The sequence below is a fragment of the Bordetella sp. BOR01 genome, assembly GCF_019218885.1.
GTDB lineage: Bacteria > Pseudomonadota > Gammaproteobacteria > Burkholderiales > Burkholderiaceae_B > Bordetella_A.
In genome coordinates, this window is sequence record NZ_JAHUWT010000001.1 from 759,868 (window position 1) to 775,186 (window position 15,319).

The window sequence follows — 15,319 nt, forward strand, 5'->3', positions numbered from 1 at the left end:
TGGCAGTATCCGAGACTTAGCGGGTCAACGCCCGCACGCGCGGCATGACCTCGGCGGCGAAGCGCTCTTGTTCGCTGATCATCGGGAAGAACGACAGCAAGAAGGTGTTGATGCCGATCGCATGGAACTGTGCAACGCGTTCGGCGACCTGGTCATAGCTGCCGACGAAGCCGGGAATGGTGCCCCCGTTGGCGCCTATCATCCGGCCTTCCTTGTATTGCTTGACGTAGTGGATGGTCTTCGCTTCGGGATCGATATGATCGCCACGGCGGCGAGCCGTATCGTTGGCGCCGTCCTGGACCGCCAGCCAGTAGGCCAGTTCTTCCTGGGCCTGTGCTTCGGTTTCCCTGACCAGGGAATAGCCGGTGGTGCCGAACGTGATCGGCGCACCGGCACGAGGGCGGCTTGCCACGTCCTTGATCATCGGCTCCAAGTCCTGGGGCGGGCGCCCGTTCACCAGCCAGCAGTCGGCATGTTCCACCGCCAACTGCCGTCCCGGCTCGGACTCTCCGCCGGAATAGATATATGGCCGGCCGCGCGTGCGCGCGGCCGGCCGCAGCGAGAAATCCTCTAGTGTGAACGCCTCGCCCGCGTGGGTGACCGACCGGCCCTCGGTGAGCTCGCGCACCACCTGTATCCATTCGGCGCTGTAGGCATAGCGGGCATCGTGCGGCGGGAAGCCGATGCCGGACAACTCGAGTTCCGGGCGGTACCATGCGCTGACCAGGTTGATCGCGAAGCGGCCGTTGCTGATGTCCTCGATGCCCAGGGCCATTTTCGCCAGGACCGCGGGATGCACCAGGCGCGGCTTGATCGCAGCGATGATCTCGATGCGCTCGGTCAAAGCTGCCAAGCCGGCCGCTGCCGTCCACGCATCCAGCACCTCGGCATCCTGGCCCTGCGGATTGATGGTGTGCTGGGCGATCAAGGCGGTATCGAAACCGCAGCGCTCGGCGCTGAGCACCACGTCGCGGGCCAGGGAGAACGGCGCGCCTGCGTTTTCCTGCCCGGGGTCCTGAACCCAATGCCCGCGATGCGGGGCCCATATGCCGAACCGCACCGGTTGCGTCGCCGGTGTGGAGTCTGTCTTGCTCATGTCTCGTGTTTCTCCAGTCCAAGGCCGTCCAGCAGTTGCTCGCGCAAGGGCAGGATGTCGGCCTGGGTGCGGCTGCGCGGTCTTGGCAGCCGGATGTCGTGGCGTGCGACGATGCGCCCCTGTTCGAGCACCAGGACGCGGTCCGCCAGCAGGATGGCCTCTTCGACGTCATGGGTGACCAGCAGCGCCGCCATGCGATGCCGCGTCCATAGATCCGCCACCAGTGTTTGCATTTGCATGCGTGTCAATGCATCAAGCGCGCCGAAAGGTTCGTCCAGCAACAGCAGGCGGGGGCGCCGTAACAGGGCCCGGCAGATGGCCACCCGCTGTGCCTGGCCGCCCGACAGCGTGGCGGGGTAAGCGTCTATCTTGTCGGCCAGCCAGACCTCGGCCAGCGCAGCCGCGGCAATTTCCCGTCGTTTCCTGCGCGGTGCACGCAAGCCCAGGGTGATGTTTTCCCATACCCGTTTCCATGGCACCAGGCGGGCGTCCTGGAACACGTAGCCTGCGTTCAGGTCGGCCTGGACAGATCCGCTGGCCCCGGTGTCGAGGCCACTAAGGATGCGCAACAGCGTGGACTTTCCCGAGCCGCTGCGGCCGATCAGCGCAACGAACTCGCCCTGGCCGATATCCAGGTCGATCTGTGCCAGCACGTCGCGGCCGTCGAAGCGGCGCCCGACACCGCGCATGTGCACGACGCCGGCCCGCGGTTCGGGAAGCTGCCTTGACGGGATTGACGCCATCACTGCGCTCATGCATTGCTCCGTTGCCAGCGGCTGCTGCGCTGTTCGAGTGCGCGAACGAGCAGGTCCGCCACCAGCCCCACGCTCGCGTAGATGACCAGGCAGGCCATGATGACGGCCGTCTGGCCGAAGGTGCGGGCTTGCATCGTAAGGAAACCGATGCCCGAATTGGCATTCATCTGTTCCGCCACGATCAGGCTTATCCAGGCGGTGCCGATGGATAGGCGCAGCCCCACCATGATGCCGGGCAGTGCGCCGGGCAGCACGATCTCGCGGATCAACTGCCAGCGGCCCAGAGACTGGATGTGGGCCAGCTCCATGAGCCTGGGATCGATCCCGCGGATGGCCTTGAAGGTGTTCAGGTACAAGGGAAAAAAACTGCCGAGTGCCACCAGCGCCACCTTGGCTTCTTCTCCGATGCCGAACCAGATCAGGAAGAGCGGGACCAGCGCCAGATGGGGCAGGGTGCGAATCATCTGGAAGGTGGCATCCAGCAGGTTTTCTGCATTTCGCGTCAGTCCCACCAGCAATCCCAGGACGAGCCCGAGGCCGCCGCCAAGCAGCAGTCCGGTCGATGCGCGGGCCAGCGATACGGCCAGCGAAGGCAGCAGCACGTCGTCAGCCTGCATCTGGCGGAATGCCTGCAGCGTATCCCAGGGCGTACTGAATTCCTGCGCGTCGATCAGGCCGCTCTGGCCGGCGAGCTGCCACGCCGCCACCAGCAAGACGGGGATTGCCGCACGCCGTGCCAAGGTGCTCATTGGCCACCCTGGCGCAGTACTCCGTCGAAGGCGCCGTCGAATTCCTGGCGCGCGTCGACCCGGCCCGGTATGAGTTTCTGCTCGGCGAACGCGTCGGCAATGCGCTGCGTATACGCGGCGAGCGCGCCATCGCCAACAGGCACCAGCCTGTCCACCATGACGCCGGATGCCGCGCGTACCAGGGGAACCGGGATGCCGTATTTCGGCGAAAGATACGCCGCGCGCTCGTCCAGATGATTCTGGATCCAGGTCAGATGCTGATCCAGCGCCCTGACGAAACCTTCGAGCGCCGCGCGCTTCGGGCCTGCGATGGTCGGGGTATTGGCCAGGTAGTAGAGCGAGCTATTGACCAGGCCCTTGCCGTCGACCAGCACGCGGGCGCCCTTGGACTGCAAGATCTGGATGGTGGGGGCAGTGACGATGGCGGCATCCAGCTTGCCGCTGTTCAGCGCCGTTCCGGCATCGGCCGATCCCAGCAGCACCGGGGTGATGTCCGACTGCTTGAGCCCGGCAGTGGCCAGCGTCTGCAGCAGCAGCCAATGGGTGTTCGTTCCCTGGGTGAAAGAGACCTTCCTGCCTTTCAGGTCCGCCACGGACTGGATGGGGGAATCCTTGGCGACCAGGATGGCCGTGGCGGCTGTTTGCGGCGCCGTGGCGGCGATCACGCGTACCGGCCGCTTTCCGCTCTGCGCGAAGATGGGTTGGACCTCGCCAGTCTCTCCTACGTCGATAGCGTTCGCATTCAGTGCTTCGAGCACGTCGTTGCCGGTTTCCAGGGGAATCAGCTCGAGCTTTACCCCGGGGACGGATACCTGGGCGAGCGGGAAGTCGGCGATATAGCCCTGGGTGCGCAGGTAGCCGACACGCAGCGTCGTGTCGGCGGCGGCGGCCGTGCCGGCGAGGCAGAGCGCGGCGCCCGCGGTGTACATGATGCGAAGAAAGGAATGCATGGCAGGTTTCTGGAAGTGGAAAAGCGGAATTTGAAACGGCAGAAGCGGAACGGCAGAACTTCAGGCGCCCTGGAACCGGTTTCCGGATGGCTGGGATGGCGCCCGTGCAGCTATCCGGCGGCCGGGTCAGGCCGGGCGGTTGTGGGCGATGGGCGAGCCCACCGTGCTGCCCCATTCGGTCCATGATCCGTCGTACAGGCGTACGTCGGCGTATCCCAGCTTTTCCTGCAGCACGTACGCAAGCAGGCTGGCTCGATGCGATAGCCGGCAATAGGCGATGATCGGACGGCTGCCATCGATGCCCGCGGCGGCCACGCGCCGGCGCAACTCGTCCAGCGGCTTCAGGGCGCCGTGCTCGTCAAGCAGATCCTGGTAATGCAGGTTTACCGCTCCTGGAACGTGCCCGGCACGTTCCGCGCCATGATCCGGGCCTCCGGGCGGGCTGACGCGCCAGCCGTCGTATTCTTCCCGCGTGCGCGCATCGACGATCTGGATGCCGCCATCGCGCAGCGCATCCAGCACGTCCTGGCGCAGGGCGCGCCGTGGCGGCGGACCCGGTTGTATATCGACGGGTTGCCCGGCCGATGATTGCGGCTGCACCGAGCCTGCCAGCGGTTCCGTCGACAGTTCAGGCCGTTGCAGCACGAACACCTGCCGCAGGCCGGCGTGGCGCAGCGCCCAACGGGCATAGAAGCCATATTGCCGGTGCTCGCCGTAGGCCACGATGGGGGCCGAGGAGGCTAGCCCCAGGGCCTGCAAGCGTTGTTCGATCAGGTCGCGCCCTGCAAAATCGCGGGTATCCGGCAGCCACAGCAGATCTTTCCAGAATATGCGCGTTGCACCGGCCGCCAGCGTGGCTGGCACCGCCGCCGATGGATCCGGGCAATGCGCCTGGATCTCGAGCAGGTTTACCGGGGAAACTGCTGCCAGGGCGCGCAGCGTATCGACATCGATCGTGCCCTCGCGCAAACCGGTGATGGACGGATGTGTCATGCTCCAGCCGTCTCCTCTAGGGCAAAGCGAACCAGCTCTGCTCCTTCCACGACCACGCGGCGCAGCATGCGGCGCGCCTCGGGATCGAAAGGTTCGCGCTTGTGCAGCACGCTACGGTTATCCCAGATCACGATATCGCCCGGCTTCCAGTCGTGCGTCCATACGAAACGTGCCTGGGTCGCATGCGCCCATAACCGGTCGAGCAGCCGTTCCGATTCGTCCACCGGCAGCCCGGGTACGTGGGCATACAGGCGGCGGCCCAGGAACAGCACAGGCGCGCCCGTTTCGGGATGGCGGGTGACCAGCGGCTGCGCACGGCCGGGCGAAGCCGTGACATCGGTGACCGCGGCATAACCGGCGCGCGGGTAGCCGGCAGAATCCATCACTTCATCCTGCTTGACGGACAAGGTGCTCAGCGACGCCAGTTCTTCAGGCGCAAGATGCCGGGCGGCCAGCGCCATGCTTGCGAACGAGGTGCCGCCCTGGCCGATTGGAATTTCGGCACCGTAGACGATGGTCGCGCTAGGAGGCTTCACGAATTGGCACATATCGCTGTGCCACGACAGTTCGCCGCTGCCGAGCCCGCCCAATGCGAGATCCTTGTCCACCACGTTGGATACGATCGTGATCTGCGGATACCGTTCGTCGCGTGGCGCTTGCGTAATGCCAGGCCTCGCCTTGCCCAGGTCGGCCCGCGTCAGCGGATTGGGCAGGGGAGACGTGATCTTCAGTTCGCCGAAACGCCGGCCGAACGCCACCTGTGCGGCATCATCGAGGTGCTGGCCGCGGATGCGAACGACGTGATACTTCAACCAGGCGCGGCGCAGTTCAGCAGTTTGACGCTCATCCAGTTGTGTCACGTCGTCGATGTGCAACGTGGCGCCGAACGCCGCGTTGACGGGATACACATCGAACAGCGGGAATTCCGGATCCCGCGCGTTCACCTCATACGTATCTTGGGTCATGATGGCCTGAGCTCCTTTCATGATTTCATTCGGGGCGCAATCCGATCTGCAGGGCAACCTGCTGCCAGCGCTTCACGTCACGGGTGACGATGGCCTCAAACGATTCCGGCGTACTGCCCAGCGGTGTCAGGTTTACGCTTTCCAGGTAGGTGCGAAATTCGGGCTCGCGCAGGATGCCGTTGACTTCCTTGTTCAGCCTGCGCACGATCGCGTCCGGCGTGCCGCGCGGAGCGAGCAGGCCCGACCAGCCATCCAGGTCCAGTCCCTGGAAACCCGACTCGGCCAGCGTGGGCGTATCCGGCAGGTCCTTCTTCCAGCGTTCGCGCGAGGACACGGCGATGGGGCGCAGGCGGCCGCTTAACACCAGGGGCAGGCCGAAGGACGCCGGAACGAGCATCACGTCCACCTGCCCCGCCAGCAGCGCGTTTACTGCGGGCCCGCCGCCGTTATAGGGCACGTGCGTTCCGGGTATGCCGGTCTGCTTGAAAAGCGACGCGATGGACAGGTGCATGTCGCCGCCCAGGCCGGACGATGCGTAATTCAGCCCACCGGGCTTGCGCTTGGCATAGTCTCGCAATTCAGCCAGCGTATGGACCGGCACCGAAGGCGGCACGGCCAGGATAGACGTCGACGCACTGATGGTCGAGATAGGCGCGAAGTCGTGCTCCACGTCGTAGGGCAGATTCGCATACACACTGGGCCCTGTGGTGAAGGCGGCCAATGTGAGCAGCAGGGTATAGCCATCGGCAGGCGCGCGCGCCACGGTGGCGGTGCCGAGCGTCGTGCCCGCACCGGGGCGTGACTCGATCACCACGGGTTGCCCCAGGCGTTCCGAAAGTTTTTGCGCCAGGGGGCGGCCCACCACCGTAAGGCCGCCGCCCGGCGCGTAGGGCACTACCAGCCGTATGGCGTGATCGGGATAGTCGATGTCCTGCGCGTGGACGGGCAAGGCGGCGGTGAGCGTGGCGCCGGCAAGCGCCAGCAGCGCAGCCACACTGGCGACCTGCCGCTGCAGGTAGAGGTGAAGGTACGACATAGCGGTGAAGCGCAGTGGGGGTAAACGAAAATACTATCTGCCGTCACCGCGGGTGCGAACGAACGATTATTTGTTTGTATAGATGCTTATACAAATTACCGCCGGCCCGGTTGCCTCTAGCGGCAAGCCTATCGGTTCGCCAGCGCGCGAGCGTCAACCTGGGGTTGACGCCCCATGACAATACGTCGCTCGTTATCCGCCGTGGACCTTTCTACACTGCGGCAACGTCAACTTGAAGCGGTACCGGCTGCCCATGCACAAGCGCCGGCGGCCTACCTCAATGCGCCCATCAAGCTGGTGGTGGGCTGGTCGCCTGGCGGCGCGCCCGGACCTGGGCGCCGATGACGTGGCGCAGCTCGCTGCGCGGGCCCGCCAGGACGCAGGCGGCTTGAACATGTCTTCGGGCGGCAACGGTTCCACCAGCCATCTGGCGGGCGAAGTGGGACGGCTCGTTTAAAAAAACCCCAAGGGCTGGATCATAGTCCAGCCCTTGGGGTGCGGGTCAGGCAACCAGGCGGCGCTTGCCCGTGCCGCGGGTGCTTACTTGCGCTTTTCCAGCGGCACGTACTTCTGGTCTTCCGGTCCGATGTAGTTGGCGGTGGGCCGGATGATCTTGTTGTCGACACGCTGTTCGATGATGTGGGCCGACCAGCCCGCCGTGCGCGCAATCACGAACAGCGGCGTGAACATGGCGGTGGGCACGCCCATCATGTGGTAGCTGACGGCCGAGAACCAGTCCAGGTTGGGGAACATTTTCTTCACGTCCCACATCACGGTTTCCAGGCGTTCGGCGATGTCGAACATCTTGGTGCTGCCGGCCTTTTTGGACAGCTTGCGCGAGACTTCCTTGATGACCTTGTTGCGCGGGTCGGACACGGTATAGACCGGGTGGCCAAAGCCGATGATGACTTCCTTGGCCTCGACGCGGCGGCGGATGTCGGCTTCGGCTTCGTCGGGGCTGTCGTAGCGCTGTTGCACTTCGAAGGCCACTTCGTTGGCGCCACCGTGCTTGGGCCCGCGCAGCGCACCGATGGCGCCGGTGATGGCCGAATACATGTCCGAGCCGGTGCCGGCAATGACGCGGCCGGTGAAGGTCGAGGCATTGAACTCGTGCTCGGCGTACAGGATCAGCGAGGTGTGCATGGCGCGCACCCAATCGTCGGACGGCTTCTGCCCATGCAGCAAGTGCAGGAAATGGCCGCCGATGCTGTCGTCATCGGTTTGCACGTCGATGATGCGGCCGTTATGGCTGTAGTGGTACCAGTACAGCAGCGCCGAGCCCAGGTTGGCCATCAGGCGGTCGGCGATGTCGCGCGCGCCGGGAATGTTGTGGTCGTCTTTCTCGGGCAGCACGCAGCCCAGCACCGACACGGCGGTGCGCATCACGTCCATGGGGTGGCTGGATGCCGGCAGGCTTTCCAGGGCGTTTTGCAACTGGGCCGGCAGGCCGCGCAGTGCACGCAGCTTTTCCTTGTAGGCCTTCAGCTCGGCCTTGGTGGGCAGCTTGCCGTGCACCAGCAGGTGGGCGATTTCCTCGAACTCGGCGGTGCTGGCGAAGTCCAGGATGTCATAGCCGCGGTAGTTCAAGTCGTTACCCGTGCGGCCCACGGTGCATAGCGCCGTGTTGCCCGCTACCACGCCGGAAAGCGCCACGGATTTCTTGGGCTTGAACCCGGCCTTTTCCTCGGTAGGTGCAGGTGCGCTTGCTTTCTTGGCGGCCGGCTTCTTTTGCGAGGTGCTCATGTCTCAGACTCCTTACCCATGCGGGCGTAGATTGGGGCGTAAACAAAAATACGGGAAGAGGGGCCGGTTTTACTTGCCCTTGCCCTGTTGGAACAGCGCGTCCAGCTGCGATTCGAAAGCGTGGTAGCCGATGCGGTCGTACAGTTCGTCGCGGGTCTGCATGGTGTCGACCACGTTTTTCTGGTGGCCGTCGCGGCGGATGGCCTGGTAGACGTTCTCGGCGGCCTTGTTCATGGCGCGGAAGGCCGACAGCGGGTACAGCACCATGGCCACGCCCACGCTGCCCAGTTCTTCCACCGAGAACAAAGGCGTCTTGCCGAATTCGGTGATGTTGGCCAGCACCGGCACCTTCACGGCCTTGGCAAAGCGGTCGTAAGTGGGCAGGTCGTAGGCGGCTTCGGCGAAGATCGCGTCGGCGCCGGCTTCCACGCAGGCCAGGGCACGCTCGATGGCGGCGTCCACGCCATGCGAGGCGATGGCGTCGGTGCGGGCGATCAGGTAGAAGTCGGAATCGGTGCGGGCATCGGCAGCGGCCTTGACCCGGTCGGCCATTTCCTGGGTGCTGACGATTTCCTTGCCCGGCCGGTGGCCGCATCGCTTGGCGCCGACCTGGTCTTCGATGTGGCAGGCGGCCGCGCCGAACTTGATCAGGCTTTTCACGGTGCGCGCGATATTGAAGGCCGAGGGGCCGAAGCCGGTGTCGATGTCGACCACCAGCGGCACGTCGCAGACATCGGTGATGCGGCGCACGTCGGTGAGCACGTCGTCAAGCGTATTGATGCCCAGGTCGGGCAGGCCCAGCGAACCGGCGGCTACGCCGCCACCCGACAGGTAAATGGCGCGATATCCGGCGCGCTTGGCGAGCAGGGCATGGTTGGCGTTGATGGCGCCGATGATCTGCAGGGGGGTTTCTTCGGCCAGGGCCTGGCGGAACAAGGCGCCGGGGGAAGCGGGACGGGTCATGGGCGAGTCTCCGTGGAAGGCACGGACGCTCGCTCGGGCGCCCGGGCCTGATTGATGTAGCGAAAGCGCCGCGTGCCGGGCGGGCCCGGAGGCTGCGCAATAAGTCTGGGTCCTTGCCGCCAGCGGGCGAATCCGCAAGGAAAGACACAGATTTATTGCGGCGCGGCTGGCACCACGCGTGAATCAGGTGCCCCCGAGCGGGGACGCCGCGGATCCGGCTTTGCCGGTCCGCTAGCGTCGCCCCCTGGGGGGAAGCGCGTAGCGCTTCGGGGGGGTTATTTCAATAGGTCTTTCACGCCGTCGCGCTCTTCGAGCAGCTCTTTCAGCGTGAAGTCGAGGCGCTCGCGCGAGAAGGCGTCGATTTCCAGGCCTTCGATGCGCTTGTATTCGCCGTTTTCGGTGGTAACCGGCACGCCGTAGATGATGCCTTCGGGGATGCCGTAGGAACCATCGGACGGGATGCCCATGGTGACCCACTTGCCGTTGCTGCCCAGGACCCAGTCATGCACGTGGTCGATGGCGGCATTGGCGGCCGAGGCAGCCGAGGACAGGCCGCGCGCCTCGATGATGGCGGCGCCGCGCTTGCCCACGGTGGGGATGAAGGTGTCGCGATTCCAGGTGTCGTCGTTGATCAGCTTGGACAGGCTTTGGCCGCCGACGGTGGCAAAGCGGTAGTCGGGGTACATCGTGGGCGAGTGGTTGCCCCACACGACCAGCTTTTCGATGTCGGCCACGGCTTTGCCGGACTTGGCGGCCAGTTGCGACAGCGCGCGGTTGTGGTCCAGGCGCAGCATGGCGGTGAAGTTCTTGGCGGGCAGGTCGGGCGCCGACTTCATGGCGATGTAGGCGTTGGTGTTGGCGGGGTTGCCTACCACCAGCACCTTGACGTTGCGGCTGGCTACGTCGTTCAGGGCCTTGCCTTGGGCCGTGAAGATCTGGGCATTGACGCTGAGCAGGTCCTTGCGTTCCATGCCGGGGCCGCGCGGGCGGGCACCCACCAGCAGGGCGACGTCGGCGCCTTTGAAGGCGGTGCGCGGATCGCTGTGGGCCGTGACTTCCTGCAGCAGCGGGAAGGCGCAGTCGTCCAGTTCCATGATGACGCCCTTCAGGGCCTTTTGCGCTTTTTCGTCGGGGATTTCCAGCAGTTGCAGAATGACCGGCTGGTCTTTGCCCAGCATCTCGCCCGAGGCGATGCGAAACAGGAGGGCGTAACCGATTTGGCCGGCGGCGCCGGTGACGGCGACACGCATGGCGGGCTTGGACATGAAGGTTCTCCGTAATGAGTTCGGTGAGACAGAAATCTCGCCAATCAGTGTAATCGCTGGGCACGCCTCGGCGTGCCGCCGGGGGCCGGCAGATAGCTGTGAATCCTAGATCGAATTTACGTATACGTCAATTGCTCTTATATCTTATATAAGACATAAGACGTTGGACAACGCTGGCCGCGTTGTGCCACAATGGCATGTTTGCCGGTATGCCCGTCCGCTGCGCGGACGCTTCGACGGCGCCAGCGCCTTATTGCGCAGGCCTCGCAGCCGAACAAGCACGATTACGATAACTTCCATGGCAGACCCCAGGCCCGATCCCGCACCACGCAATCGCGCCGCCCGCACGGCGGGCGAAGGGGCCGCTTTCAGTCCGTTGTACCGCCAGATCAAAGACCTGCTGGTGCAGAGCCTCGAGCGCGGTGAATGGAAGCCCGGCGAACTCATCCCCAGCGAAATCGACTTGGCGGGCCGTTTCCAGGTCAGCCAGGGCACGGTGCGCAAGGCCGTCGATGAACTGGCCGCCGAACACCTATTGCTGCGCCGGCAGGGCAAGGGCACATTCGTGGCCACGCACCACGAGGCGCGCGTGCGCTATCGCTTCCTGCGCCTGGCCGCCGACGAAGAAGGCGAGGGCGGGCGCGCCGAAAGCCGCGTCCTGGAGTGCCGCCGCCTGCGCGCGCCGGCCGAAATTGCCCGCGCGCTGGAACTGCGCGCCGGCGAAACCGTGCTCTCCATCCGCCGCCAGCTCTCCATGAACCACCGGCCTACTGTCATCGACGACATCTGGCTGCCCGGTTCGGTGTTTCGCGGCCTGACCCTTGAATTGCTGGTCGCCAGCAAGGCGCCGCTGTATGGTCTGTTCGAGACCGAATTCGGCGTCAGCATGGTGCGCGCCGACGAAAAAATCCGCGCGGTCGTGGCACCCGCCGAAATCGCCGGGCTGCTGGACGTCGAGCCCGGTACGCCGCTGCTGCAGGTCGACCGCGTGTCCTACACCTATGGCGACCGGCCGGTGGAGGTCCGCCGGGGCCTCTACCTGACTGACCGTTACCATTATCGCAATAGCCTGAATTAATGAGCTTTTTTCCTACGATTTGATACCAACCCGTTCTCTGGGCGAAAATAGCGCGTTTGCCTGCAAGGGCAACCCTAATTTCGTTGTCACGAATCCCTAGCACCGTAACACCGAGGCCGTCATGTCCGACACCGCTGCCAAGCCACGTCCGCAGTTCCGCAATATTGGCATTGCGCAAATCGCCAGCTATCGCCTGCCCCTGGCGGGCAAACTGTCCATTCTGCACCGCGTCAGCGGCGCCCTGCTGTTCGTCTGTCTTCCCTTGGTCATTCTGCCGCTGTTCGCGGCCAGCGTGGCCTCGCCGGAAAGCTATGCGCAAGTGGCCCAATACGCGGGCAACCCCCTGGTGAAGCTGGTGCTGCTGGTGCTGGTGTGGGGCTACCTGCACCACTTCTGTGCCGGTATCCGCTACCTGGTGCTGGACCTGCACATCGGCATCGACAAGGTCTCGGCCCAGAAGAGCGCCGGCGTGGTCTTCGGTGTCAGCCTGGCGCTGACCCTCGTGTTCGCCCTTAAATTGTTCGGAGCTCTGTAAATGGCCGACACCAAGAACTTTGGCCCCAAGCGCCTGGTCGTGGGCGCCCATTACGGCGTCGTGGATTTCATCGCGCAGCGCATCACCGCCGTCATCATGGCCGTGTACACGCTGGTGCTCATCGTCGGCCTGCTGGTCATGCCGTCGTTCTCGTATGAAAACTGGAAGGCGCTGTTCACCTTTCACGTTTATGCCCTGCCTGTCGGCCAGATCCTGGCCACGCTGTTTTTCTTTGCGCTGGCGTGGCACGCCTGGATCGGCGTGCGCGACATCTGGATGGACTACGTCAGGCCCACGGGCGTGCGCCTGCTGCTGCAGGTGCTGACCATCCTGTGGCTGGTCGGTTCGATCGTCTATTTCGCGCAAATCCTCTGGAGTATCTAAGCCGTGGTCTCTGTCATGAATTCATTGCCGCGCCGCCAGTTCGATGTGGTGGTCGTCGGCGCCGGCGGAGCCGGCATGCGCTGTTCGCTGCAACTGGCCCAGGCGGGCCTGTCGGTGGCGGTCCTGTCCAAGGTGTTTCCCACGCGCTCGCATACCGTGGCCGCGCAGGGCGGCGTCAGCGCGTCGCTGGGCAACATGAGCGAAGACAACTGGTACTGGCACATGTACGACACCGTGAAGGGGTCGGACTGGCTGGGCGACCAGGACGCCATCGAGTTCATGTGCCGCGAGGCGCCCAACGCCGTGTACGAACTCGAGCATTTCGGCATGCCTTTCGACCGTAATGCCGACGGCACCATCTACCAGCGTCCATTTGGTGGACACACTGCCAATTTTGGTGAAAAACCCGTGCAGCGCGCCTGTGCCGCCGCCGACCGCACCGGCCACGCGCTGCTGCATACGCTGTACCAGCGCAACGTCGCCGCCCGCACCCAGTTCTTCGTCGAATGGATGGCGCTCGACCTGCTGCGCAACGACGCCGGCGACGTGGTCGGGGTCACCGCGCTGGAAATGGAAACCGGCGACATCTACATCCTGGAAGCCAAGACCACCGTGCTGGCCACGGGCGGCGCGGGCCGTATCTGGGCGGCCTCCACCAACGCCTTCATCAATACCGGCGATGGCCTGGGCATGGCGGCGCGTGCCGGCATCCCGCTGCAAGACATGGAATTCTGGCAGTTCCACCCCACCGGCGTGGCCGGCGCGGGCGTGCTGATCACCGAAGGCGTGCGCGGCGAAGGCGGCATCCTGCTGAACAAAGACGGCGAACGCTTCATGGAGCGCTACGCGCCCACCCTGAAAGACCTGGCGCCGCGCGACTTCGTGTCGCGCTCGATGGACCAGGAAATCAAGGAAGGCCGCGGTTGCGGTCCTGATGGCAGCTACGTGGTGCTCAAGCTCGACCACCTGGGCGCCGATGTCATCAACAAGCGCCTGCCGTCCATCCGCGAAATCGCCATCAAGTTCGGCAACGTCGATCCCATCAAAGAGCCGATCCCGGTCGTGCCCACCATCCACTACCAGATGGGCGGCATCCCGGCCAATTACCACGGCCAGGTGCTCACGAACGTGAACGGCGAGAACAAGGTGGTCAACGGCCTGTACGCCATCGGCGAATGCGCGGCGGTGTCGGTGCACGGCGCGAACCGCCTGGGCACCAACTCGCTGCTCGACCTGATCGTGTTCGGCCGGGCCACCGGCAACCACATCGTCGATTCGCACCCCGAGCGCCAGCATGCGCACCAGCCGGTGCCGCAGGAAGCGGTCGATTTCTCCGTGGACCGCGTCGCCAAGCTGGAAGCGCGTACCTCGGGCGAAAAAACGCAAGACATCGCCAACGCCATCCGCGTGTCGATGCAGCGCCACTGCGGCGTGTTCCGCACGCTGGATCTGCTGAACGAAGGCGTGGGCCAGATCGAAGACCTGGCCAAGCAGGCCGAGCATGTCTATTTCAAGGACAAGTCCAAGGTGTTCAACACCGCCCGCATCGAGGCGCTGGAACTGACCAACATGACCGAAGTGGCGCGCGCCACCATCAAGTCGGCAGCCAACCGTCACGAAAGCCGCGGCGCGCATGCGCTGGACGACCACCCGACCCGCGACGACGAGAACTGGCTGAAGCATACCCTCTGGTATTCCGAGGGTGGCCGCCTGGATTACAAACCCGTTCAAATGAAGCCCCTGACGGTCGAGTCCTTCCCGCCCAAGGCGCGTACTTTCTAAGCAGGATGCCGTTATGAGCACCAAGAGAATCGTCAAATTCGAGATCTACCGCTACGACCCGGACAAGGACGAGCGCCCGTACATGCAGAAGCTGGAAGTCGAACTCCAGCCCACCGACAAGATGTTGCTCGATGCGCTGGTGCGCATCAAGAACGACGTCGACGACAGCCTGGCCCTGCGCCGCTCGTGCCGCGAAGGCGTGTGCGGTTCCGACGCCATGAACATCAACGGCAAGAACGGGCTGGCCTGCACGACCAACCTGCGCGAACTCAAAGAGCCCATTGTGCTCAAGCCGCTGCCCGGCCTGCCCGTGATCCGCGACCTGATCGTGGACATGACGCACTTCTTCAATCAGTACCACTCGATCCGTCCTTACCTGATCAATGACACGCCGCCGCCCGAGCGCGAGCGCCTGCAGTCGCCCGAGGCCCGCGAAGAACTCGACGGCCTGTACGAGTGCATCCTGTGCGCCTGCTGCTCGACCTCGTGCCCGTCGTTCTGGTGGAACCCCGACAAGTTCGTCGGCCCGGCCGGCCTGCTGCAGGCCTACCGTTTCCTGGCCGACAGCCGCGACGAAGCCACTGGCGAGCGCCTGGACAACCTGGAAGATCCTTATCGCCTGTTCCGCTGCCACACGATCATGAACTGCGTCGACGTCTGTCCGAAGGGCCTGAACCCGACCAAGGCCATCGGCAAGATCAAGGAACTGATGGTTCGCCGGACTGTCTAGTAACAGGGTGCAGAGGTCGACATGAGCAGTCTTACTGAACTGGATCGGACGCGCCTGCGATGGAGGGCGCGTCGAGGCCTGCTCGAGAACGACCTGATCATCACCCGGTACCTGGACGCATACGAAACGCAGCTCACCGATGACGATGTGGACGCGCTGACCCGGCTTTTCGAGCTGGGCGACAACGATCTGCTCGATCTGCTGCTGGCGCGCAAAGAGCCCGAAGGGGCACTGGATACGCCGCAGCTGCGCCTCATCATCAAGAAAATGCGTGAGCTCTGATTAATTGTGAGGA

General features: G+C 64.4%; 17 protein-coding genes. 7 read left to right on the forward strand and 10 right to left on the reverse strand.

Going from position 1 to position 15,319, the window contains the following annotated elements:
- Positions 1-16: 16 nt before the first annotated feature.
- The 7 genes from KW845_RS03640 to KW845_RS03670 all read right to left on the reverse strand — a co-directional run bounded on the left by KW845_RS03640 (position 17) and on the right by KW845_RS03670 (position 6,544).
- Positions 17-1,096, reverse strand: a complete 1,080-nt coding sequence (locus KW845_RS03640; protein WP_218367804.1) for an LLM class flavin-dependent oxidoreductase — start codon at positions 1,094-1,096, stop codon at positions 17-19.
- The gene (locus tag KW845_RS03645; RefSeq protein ID WP_255592359.1) at positions 1,093-1,851 is read right to left on the reverse strand and encodes an ABC transporter ATP-binding protein; all 759 of its coding nucleotides are present in this window, start codon (positions 1,849-1,851) and stop codon (positions 1,093-1,095) included. Before KW845_RS03645 ends, KW845_RS03640 begins: the two co-directional genes overlap by 4 nt.
- Entirely contained in the window at positions 1,848-2,600 is a 753-nt protein-coding gene (locus KW845_RS03650; RefSeq protein WP_218367805.1) for an ABC transporter permease, read from the reverse strand. The genes KW845_RS03645 and KW845_RS03650 overlap by 4 nt, the downstream gene beginning before the upstream one ends.
- Positions 2,597-3,550 (reverse strand): ABC transporter substrate-binding protein, encoded by a 954-nt coding sequence (locus tag KW845_RS03655; protein ID WP_218367806.1) that lies wholly within the window; start codon positions 3,548-3,550, stop codon positions 2,597-2,599. Before KW845_RS03655 ends, KW845_RS03650 begins: the two co-directional genes overlap by 4 nt.
- 126 nt (positions 3,551-3,676) lie before the next feature.
- Positions 3,677-4,543 (reverse strand): sulfurtransferase, encoded by an 867-nt coding sequence (locus tag KW845_RS03660; RefSeq protein WP_218367807.1) that lies wholly within the window; start codon positions 4,541-4,543, stop codon positions 3,677-3,679.
- Positions 4,540-5,508: a TauD/TfdA family dioxygenase gene (locus tag KW845_RS03665; protein ID WP_218367808.1), complete on the reverse strand. Its 969-nt coding sequence runs from the start codon at positions 5,506-5,508 to the stop codon at positions 4,540-4,542. The genes KW845_RS03660 and KW845_RS03665 overlap by 4 nt, the downstream gene beginning before the upstream one ends.
- 25 nt (positions 5,509-5,533) lie before the next feature.
- A complete protein-coding gene (locus tag KW845_RS03670; protein WP_218367809.1) occupies positions 5,534-6,544 on the reverse strand; it encodes a tripartite tricarboxylate transporter substrate binding protein in 1,011 nt (336 codons plus the stop codon).
- A 280-nt stretch (positions 6,545-6,824) separates the two neighbouring features.
- On the opposite strand from KW845_RS03670, the gene KW845_RS03675 reads away from it, so the two are divergent.
- Positions 6,825-7,001, forward strand: a complete 177-nt coding sequence (locus KW845_RS03675) for a hypothetical protein (protein ID WP_218367810.1) — start codon at positions 6,825-6,827, stop codon at positions 6,999-7,001.
- An 83-nt stretch (positions 7,002-7,084) separates the two neighbouring features.
- On the opposite strand, the gene prpC is transcribed toward KW845_RS03675, so the two are convergent.
- The 3 genes from prpC to KW845_RS03690 all read right to left on the reverse strand — a co-directional run bounded on the left by prpC (position 7,085) and on the right by KW845_RS03690 (position 10,515).
- Entirely contained in the window at positions 7,085-8,287 is a 1,203-nt protein-coding gene (prpC, locus tag KW845_RS03680) for a 2-methylcitrate synthase (RefSeq protein WP_218367811.1), read from the reverse strand.
- Between the two features lie 69 nt (positions 8,288-8,356).
- Positions 8,357-9,250 carry a methylisocitrate lyase gene (prpB, locus tag KW845_RS03685; RefSeq protein ID WP_218367812.1) on the reverse strand — a complete coding sequence of 298 codons (894 nt, stop codon included), beginning with the start codon at positions 9,248-9,250 and terminating at the stop codon, positions 8,357-8,359.
- Positions 9,251-9,525: 275 nt separating this feature from the next.
- The gene (locus KW845_RS03690) at positions 9,526-10,515 is read right to left on the reverse strand and encodes a malate dehydrogenase (protein WP_218367813.1); all 990 of its coding nucleotides are present in this window, start codon (positions 10,513-10,515) and stop codon (positions 9,526-9,528) included.
- A gap of 298 nt (positions 10,516-10,813) precedes the next feature.
- On the opposite strand from KW845_RS03690, the gene KW845_RS03695 reads away from it, so the two are divergent.
- The 6 genes from KW845_RS03695 (at position 10,814) to KW845_RS03720 (ending at position 15,306) form a co-directional block, all read left to right on the forward strand.
- Positions 10,814-11,593 (forward strand): GntR family transcriptional regulator, encoded by a 780-nt coding sequence (locus KW845_RS03695; protein WP_218367814.1) that lies wholly within the window; start codon positions 10,814-10,816, stop codon positions 11,591-11,593.
- 121 nt (positions 11,594-11,714) lie between these two features.
- Positions 11,715-12,128, forward strand: a complete 414-nt coding sequence (gene sdhC, locus KW845_RS03700) for a succinate dehydrogenase, cytochrome b556 subunit (protein ID WP_218367815.1) — start codon at positions 11,715-11,717, stop codon at positions 12,126-12,128.
- Positions 12,129-12,512 (forward strand): succinate dehydrogenase, hydrophobic membrane anchor protein, encoded by a 384-nt coding sequence (sdhD, locus tag KW845_RS03705; protein WP_218367816.1) that lies wholly within the window; start codon positions 12,129-12,131, stop codon positions 12,510-12,512.
- Between the two features lie 3 nt (positions 12,513-12,515).
- Positions 12,516-14,294 (forward strand): succinate dehydrogenase flavoprotein subunit, encoded by a 1,779-nt coding sequence (gene sdhA / locus KW845_RS03710; RefSeq protein ID WP_218367817.1) that lies wholly within the window; start codon positions 12,516-12,518, stop codon positions 14,292-14,294.
- A gap of 13 nt (positions 14,295-14,307) precedes the next feature.
- On the forward strand, positions 14,308-15,024 hold the full coding sequence (locus KW845_RS03715) for a succinate dehydrogenase iron-sulfur subunit (protein ID WP_218367818.1): 717 nt from the start codon (positions 14,308-14,310) through the stop codon (positions 15,022-15,024).
- Between the two features lie 21 nt (positions 15,025-15,045).
- Positions 15,046-15,306 (forward strand): succinate dehydrogenase assembly factor 2, encoded by a 261-nt coding sequence (locus KW845_RS03720; protein ID WP_218367819.1) that lies wholly within the window; start codon positions 15,046-15,048, stop codon positions 15,304-15,306.
- Positions 15,307-15,319 lie beyond the last annotated feature (13 nt).

Coding starts and splice junctions, on each gene's coding strand:
- KW845_RS03650 (WP_218367805.1), bottom strand. CDS start 2,600: ATGAGCACCTTGGCACGGCGTGCGGCAATCCCCGTCTTGCTGGTGGCG.
- KW845_RS03695 (WP_218367814.1), top strand. CDS start 10,814: ATGGCAGACCCCAGGCCCGATCCCGCACCACGCAATCGCGCCGCCCGC.
- prpB (WP_218367812.1), bottom strand. CDS start 9,250: ATGACCCGTCCCGCTTCCCCCGGCGCCTTGTTCCGCCAGGCCCTGGCC.
- KW845_RS03690 (WP_218367813.1), bottom strand. CDS start 10,515: ATGTCCAAGCCCGCCATGCGTGTCGCCGTCACCGGCGCCGCCGGCCAA.
- KW845_RS03720 (WP_218367819.1), top strand. CDS start 15,046: ATGAGCAGTCTTACTGAACTGGATCGGACGCGCCTGCGATGGAGGGCG.
- KW845_RS03645 (WP_255592359.1), bottom strand. CDS start 1,851: ATGAGCGCAGTGATGGCGTCAATCCCGTCAAGGCAGCTTCCCGAACCG.
- KW845_RS03660 (WP_218367807.1), bottom strand. CDS start 4,543: ATGACACATCCGTCCATCACCGGTTTGCGCGAGGGCACGATCGATGTC.
- sdhD (WP_218367816.1), top strand. CDS start 12,129: ATGGCCGACACCAAGAACTTTGGCCCCAAGCGCCTGGTCGTGGGCGCC.
- KW845_RS03665 (WP_218367808.1), bottom strand. CDS start 5,508: ATGACCCAAGATACGTATGAGGTGAACGCGCGGGATCCGGAATTCCCG.
- KW845_RS03670 (WP_218367809.1), bottom strand. CDS start 6,544: ATGTCGTACCTTCACCTCTACCTGCAGCGGCAGGTCGCCAGTGTGGCT.
- KW845_RS03640 (WP_218367804.1), bottom strand. CDS start 1,096: ATGAGCAAGACAGACTCCACACCGGCGACGCAACCGGTGCGGTTCGGC.
- prpC (WP_218367811.1), bottom strand. CDS start 8,287: ATGAGCACCTCGCAAAAGAAGCCGGCCGCCAAGAAAGCAAGCGCACCT.
- sdhC (WP_218367815.1), top strand. CDS start 11,715: ATGTCCGACACCGCTGCCAAGCCACGTCCGCAGTTCCGCAATATTGGC.
- KW845_RS03655 (WP_218367806.1), bottom strand. CDS start 3,550: ATGCATTCCTTTCTTCGCATCATGTACACCGCGGGCGCCGCGCTCTGC.
- KW845_RS03715 (WP_218367818.1), top strand. CDS start 14,308: ATGAGCACCAAGAGAATCGTCAAATTCGAGATCTACCGCTACGACCCG.
- KW845_RS03675 (WP_218367810.1), top strand. CDS start 6,825: ATGCGCCCATCAAGCTGGTGGTGGGCTGGTCGCCTGGCGGCGCGCCCG.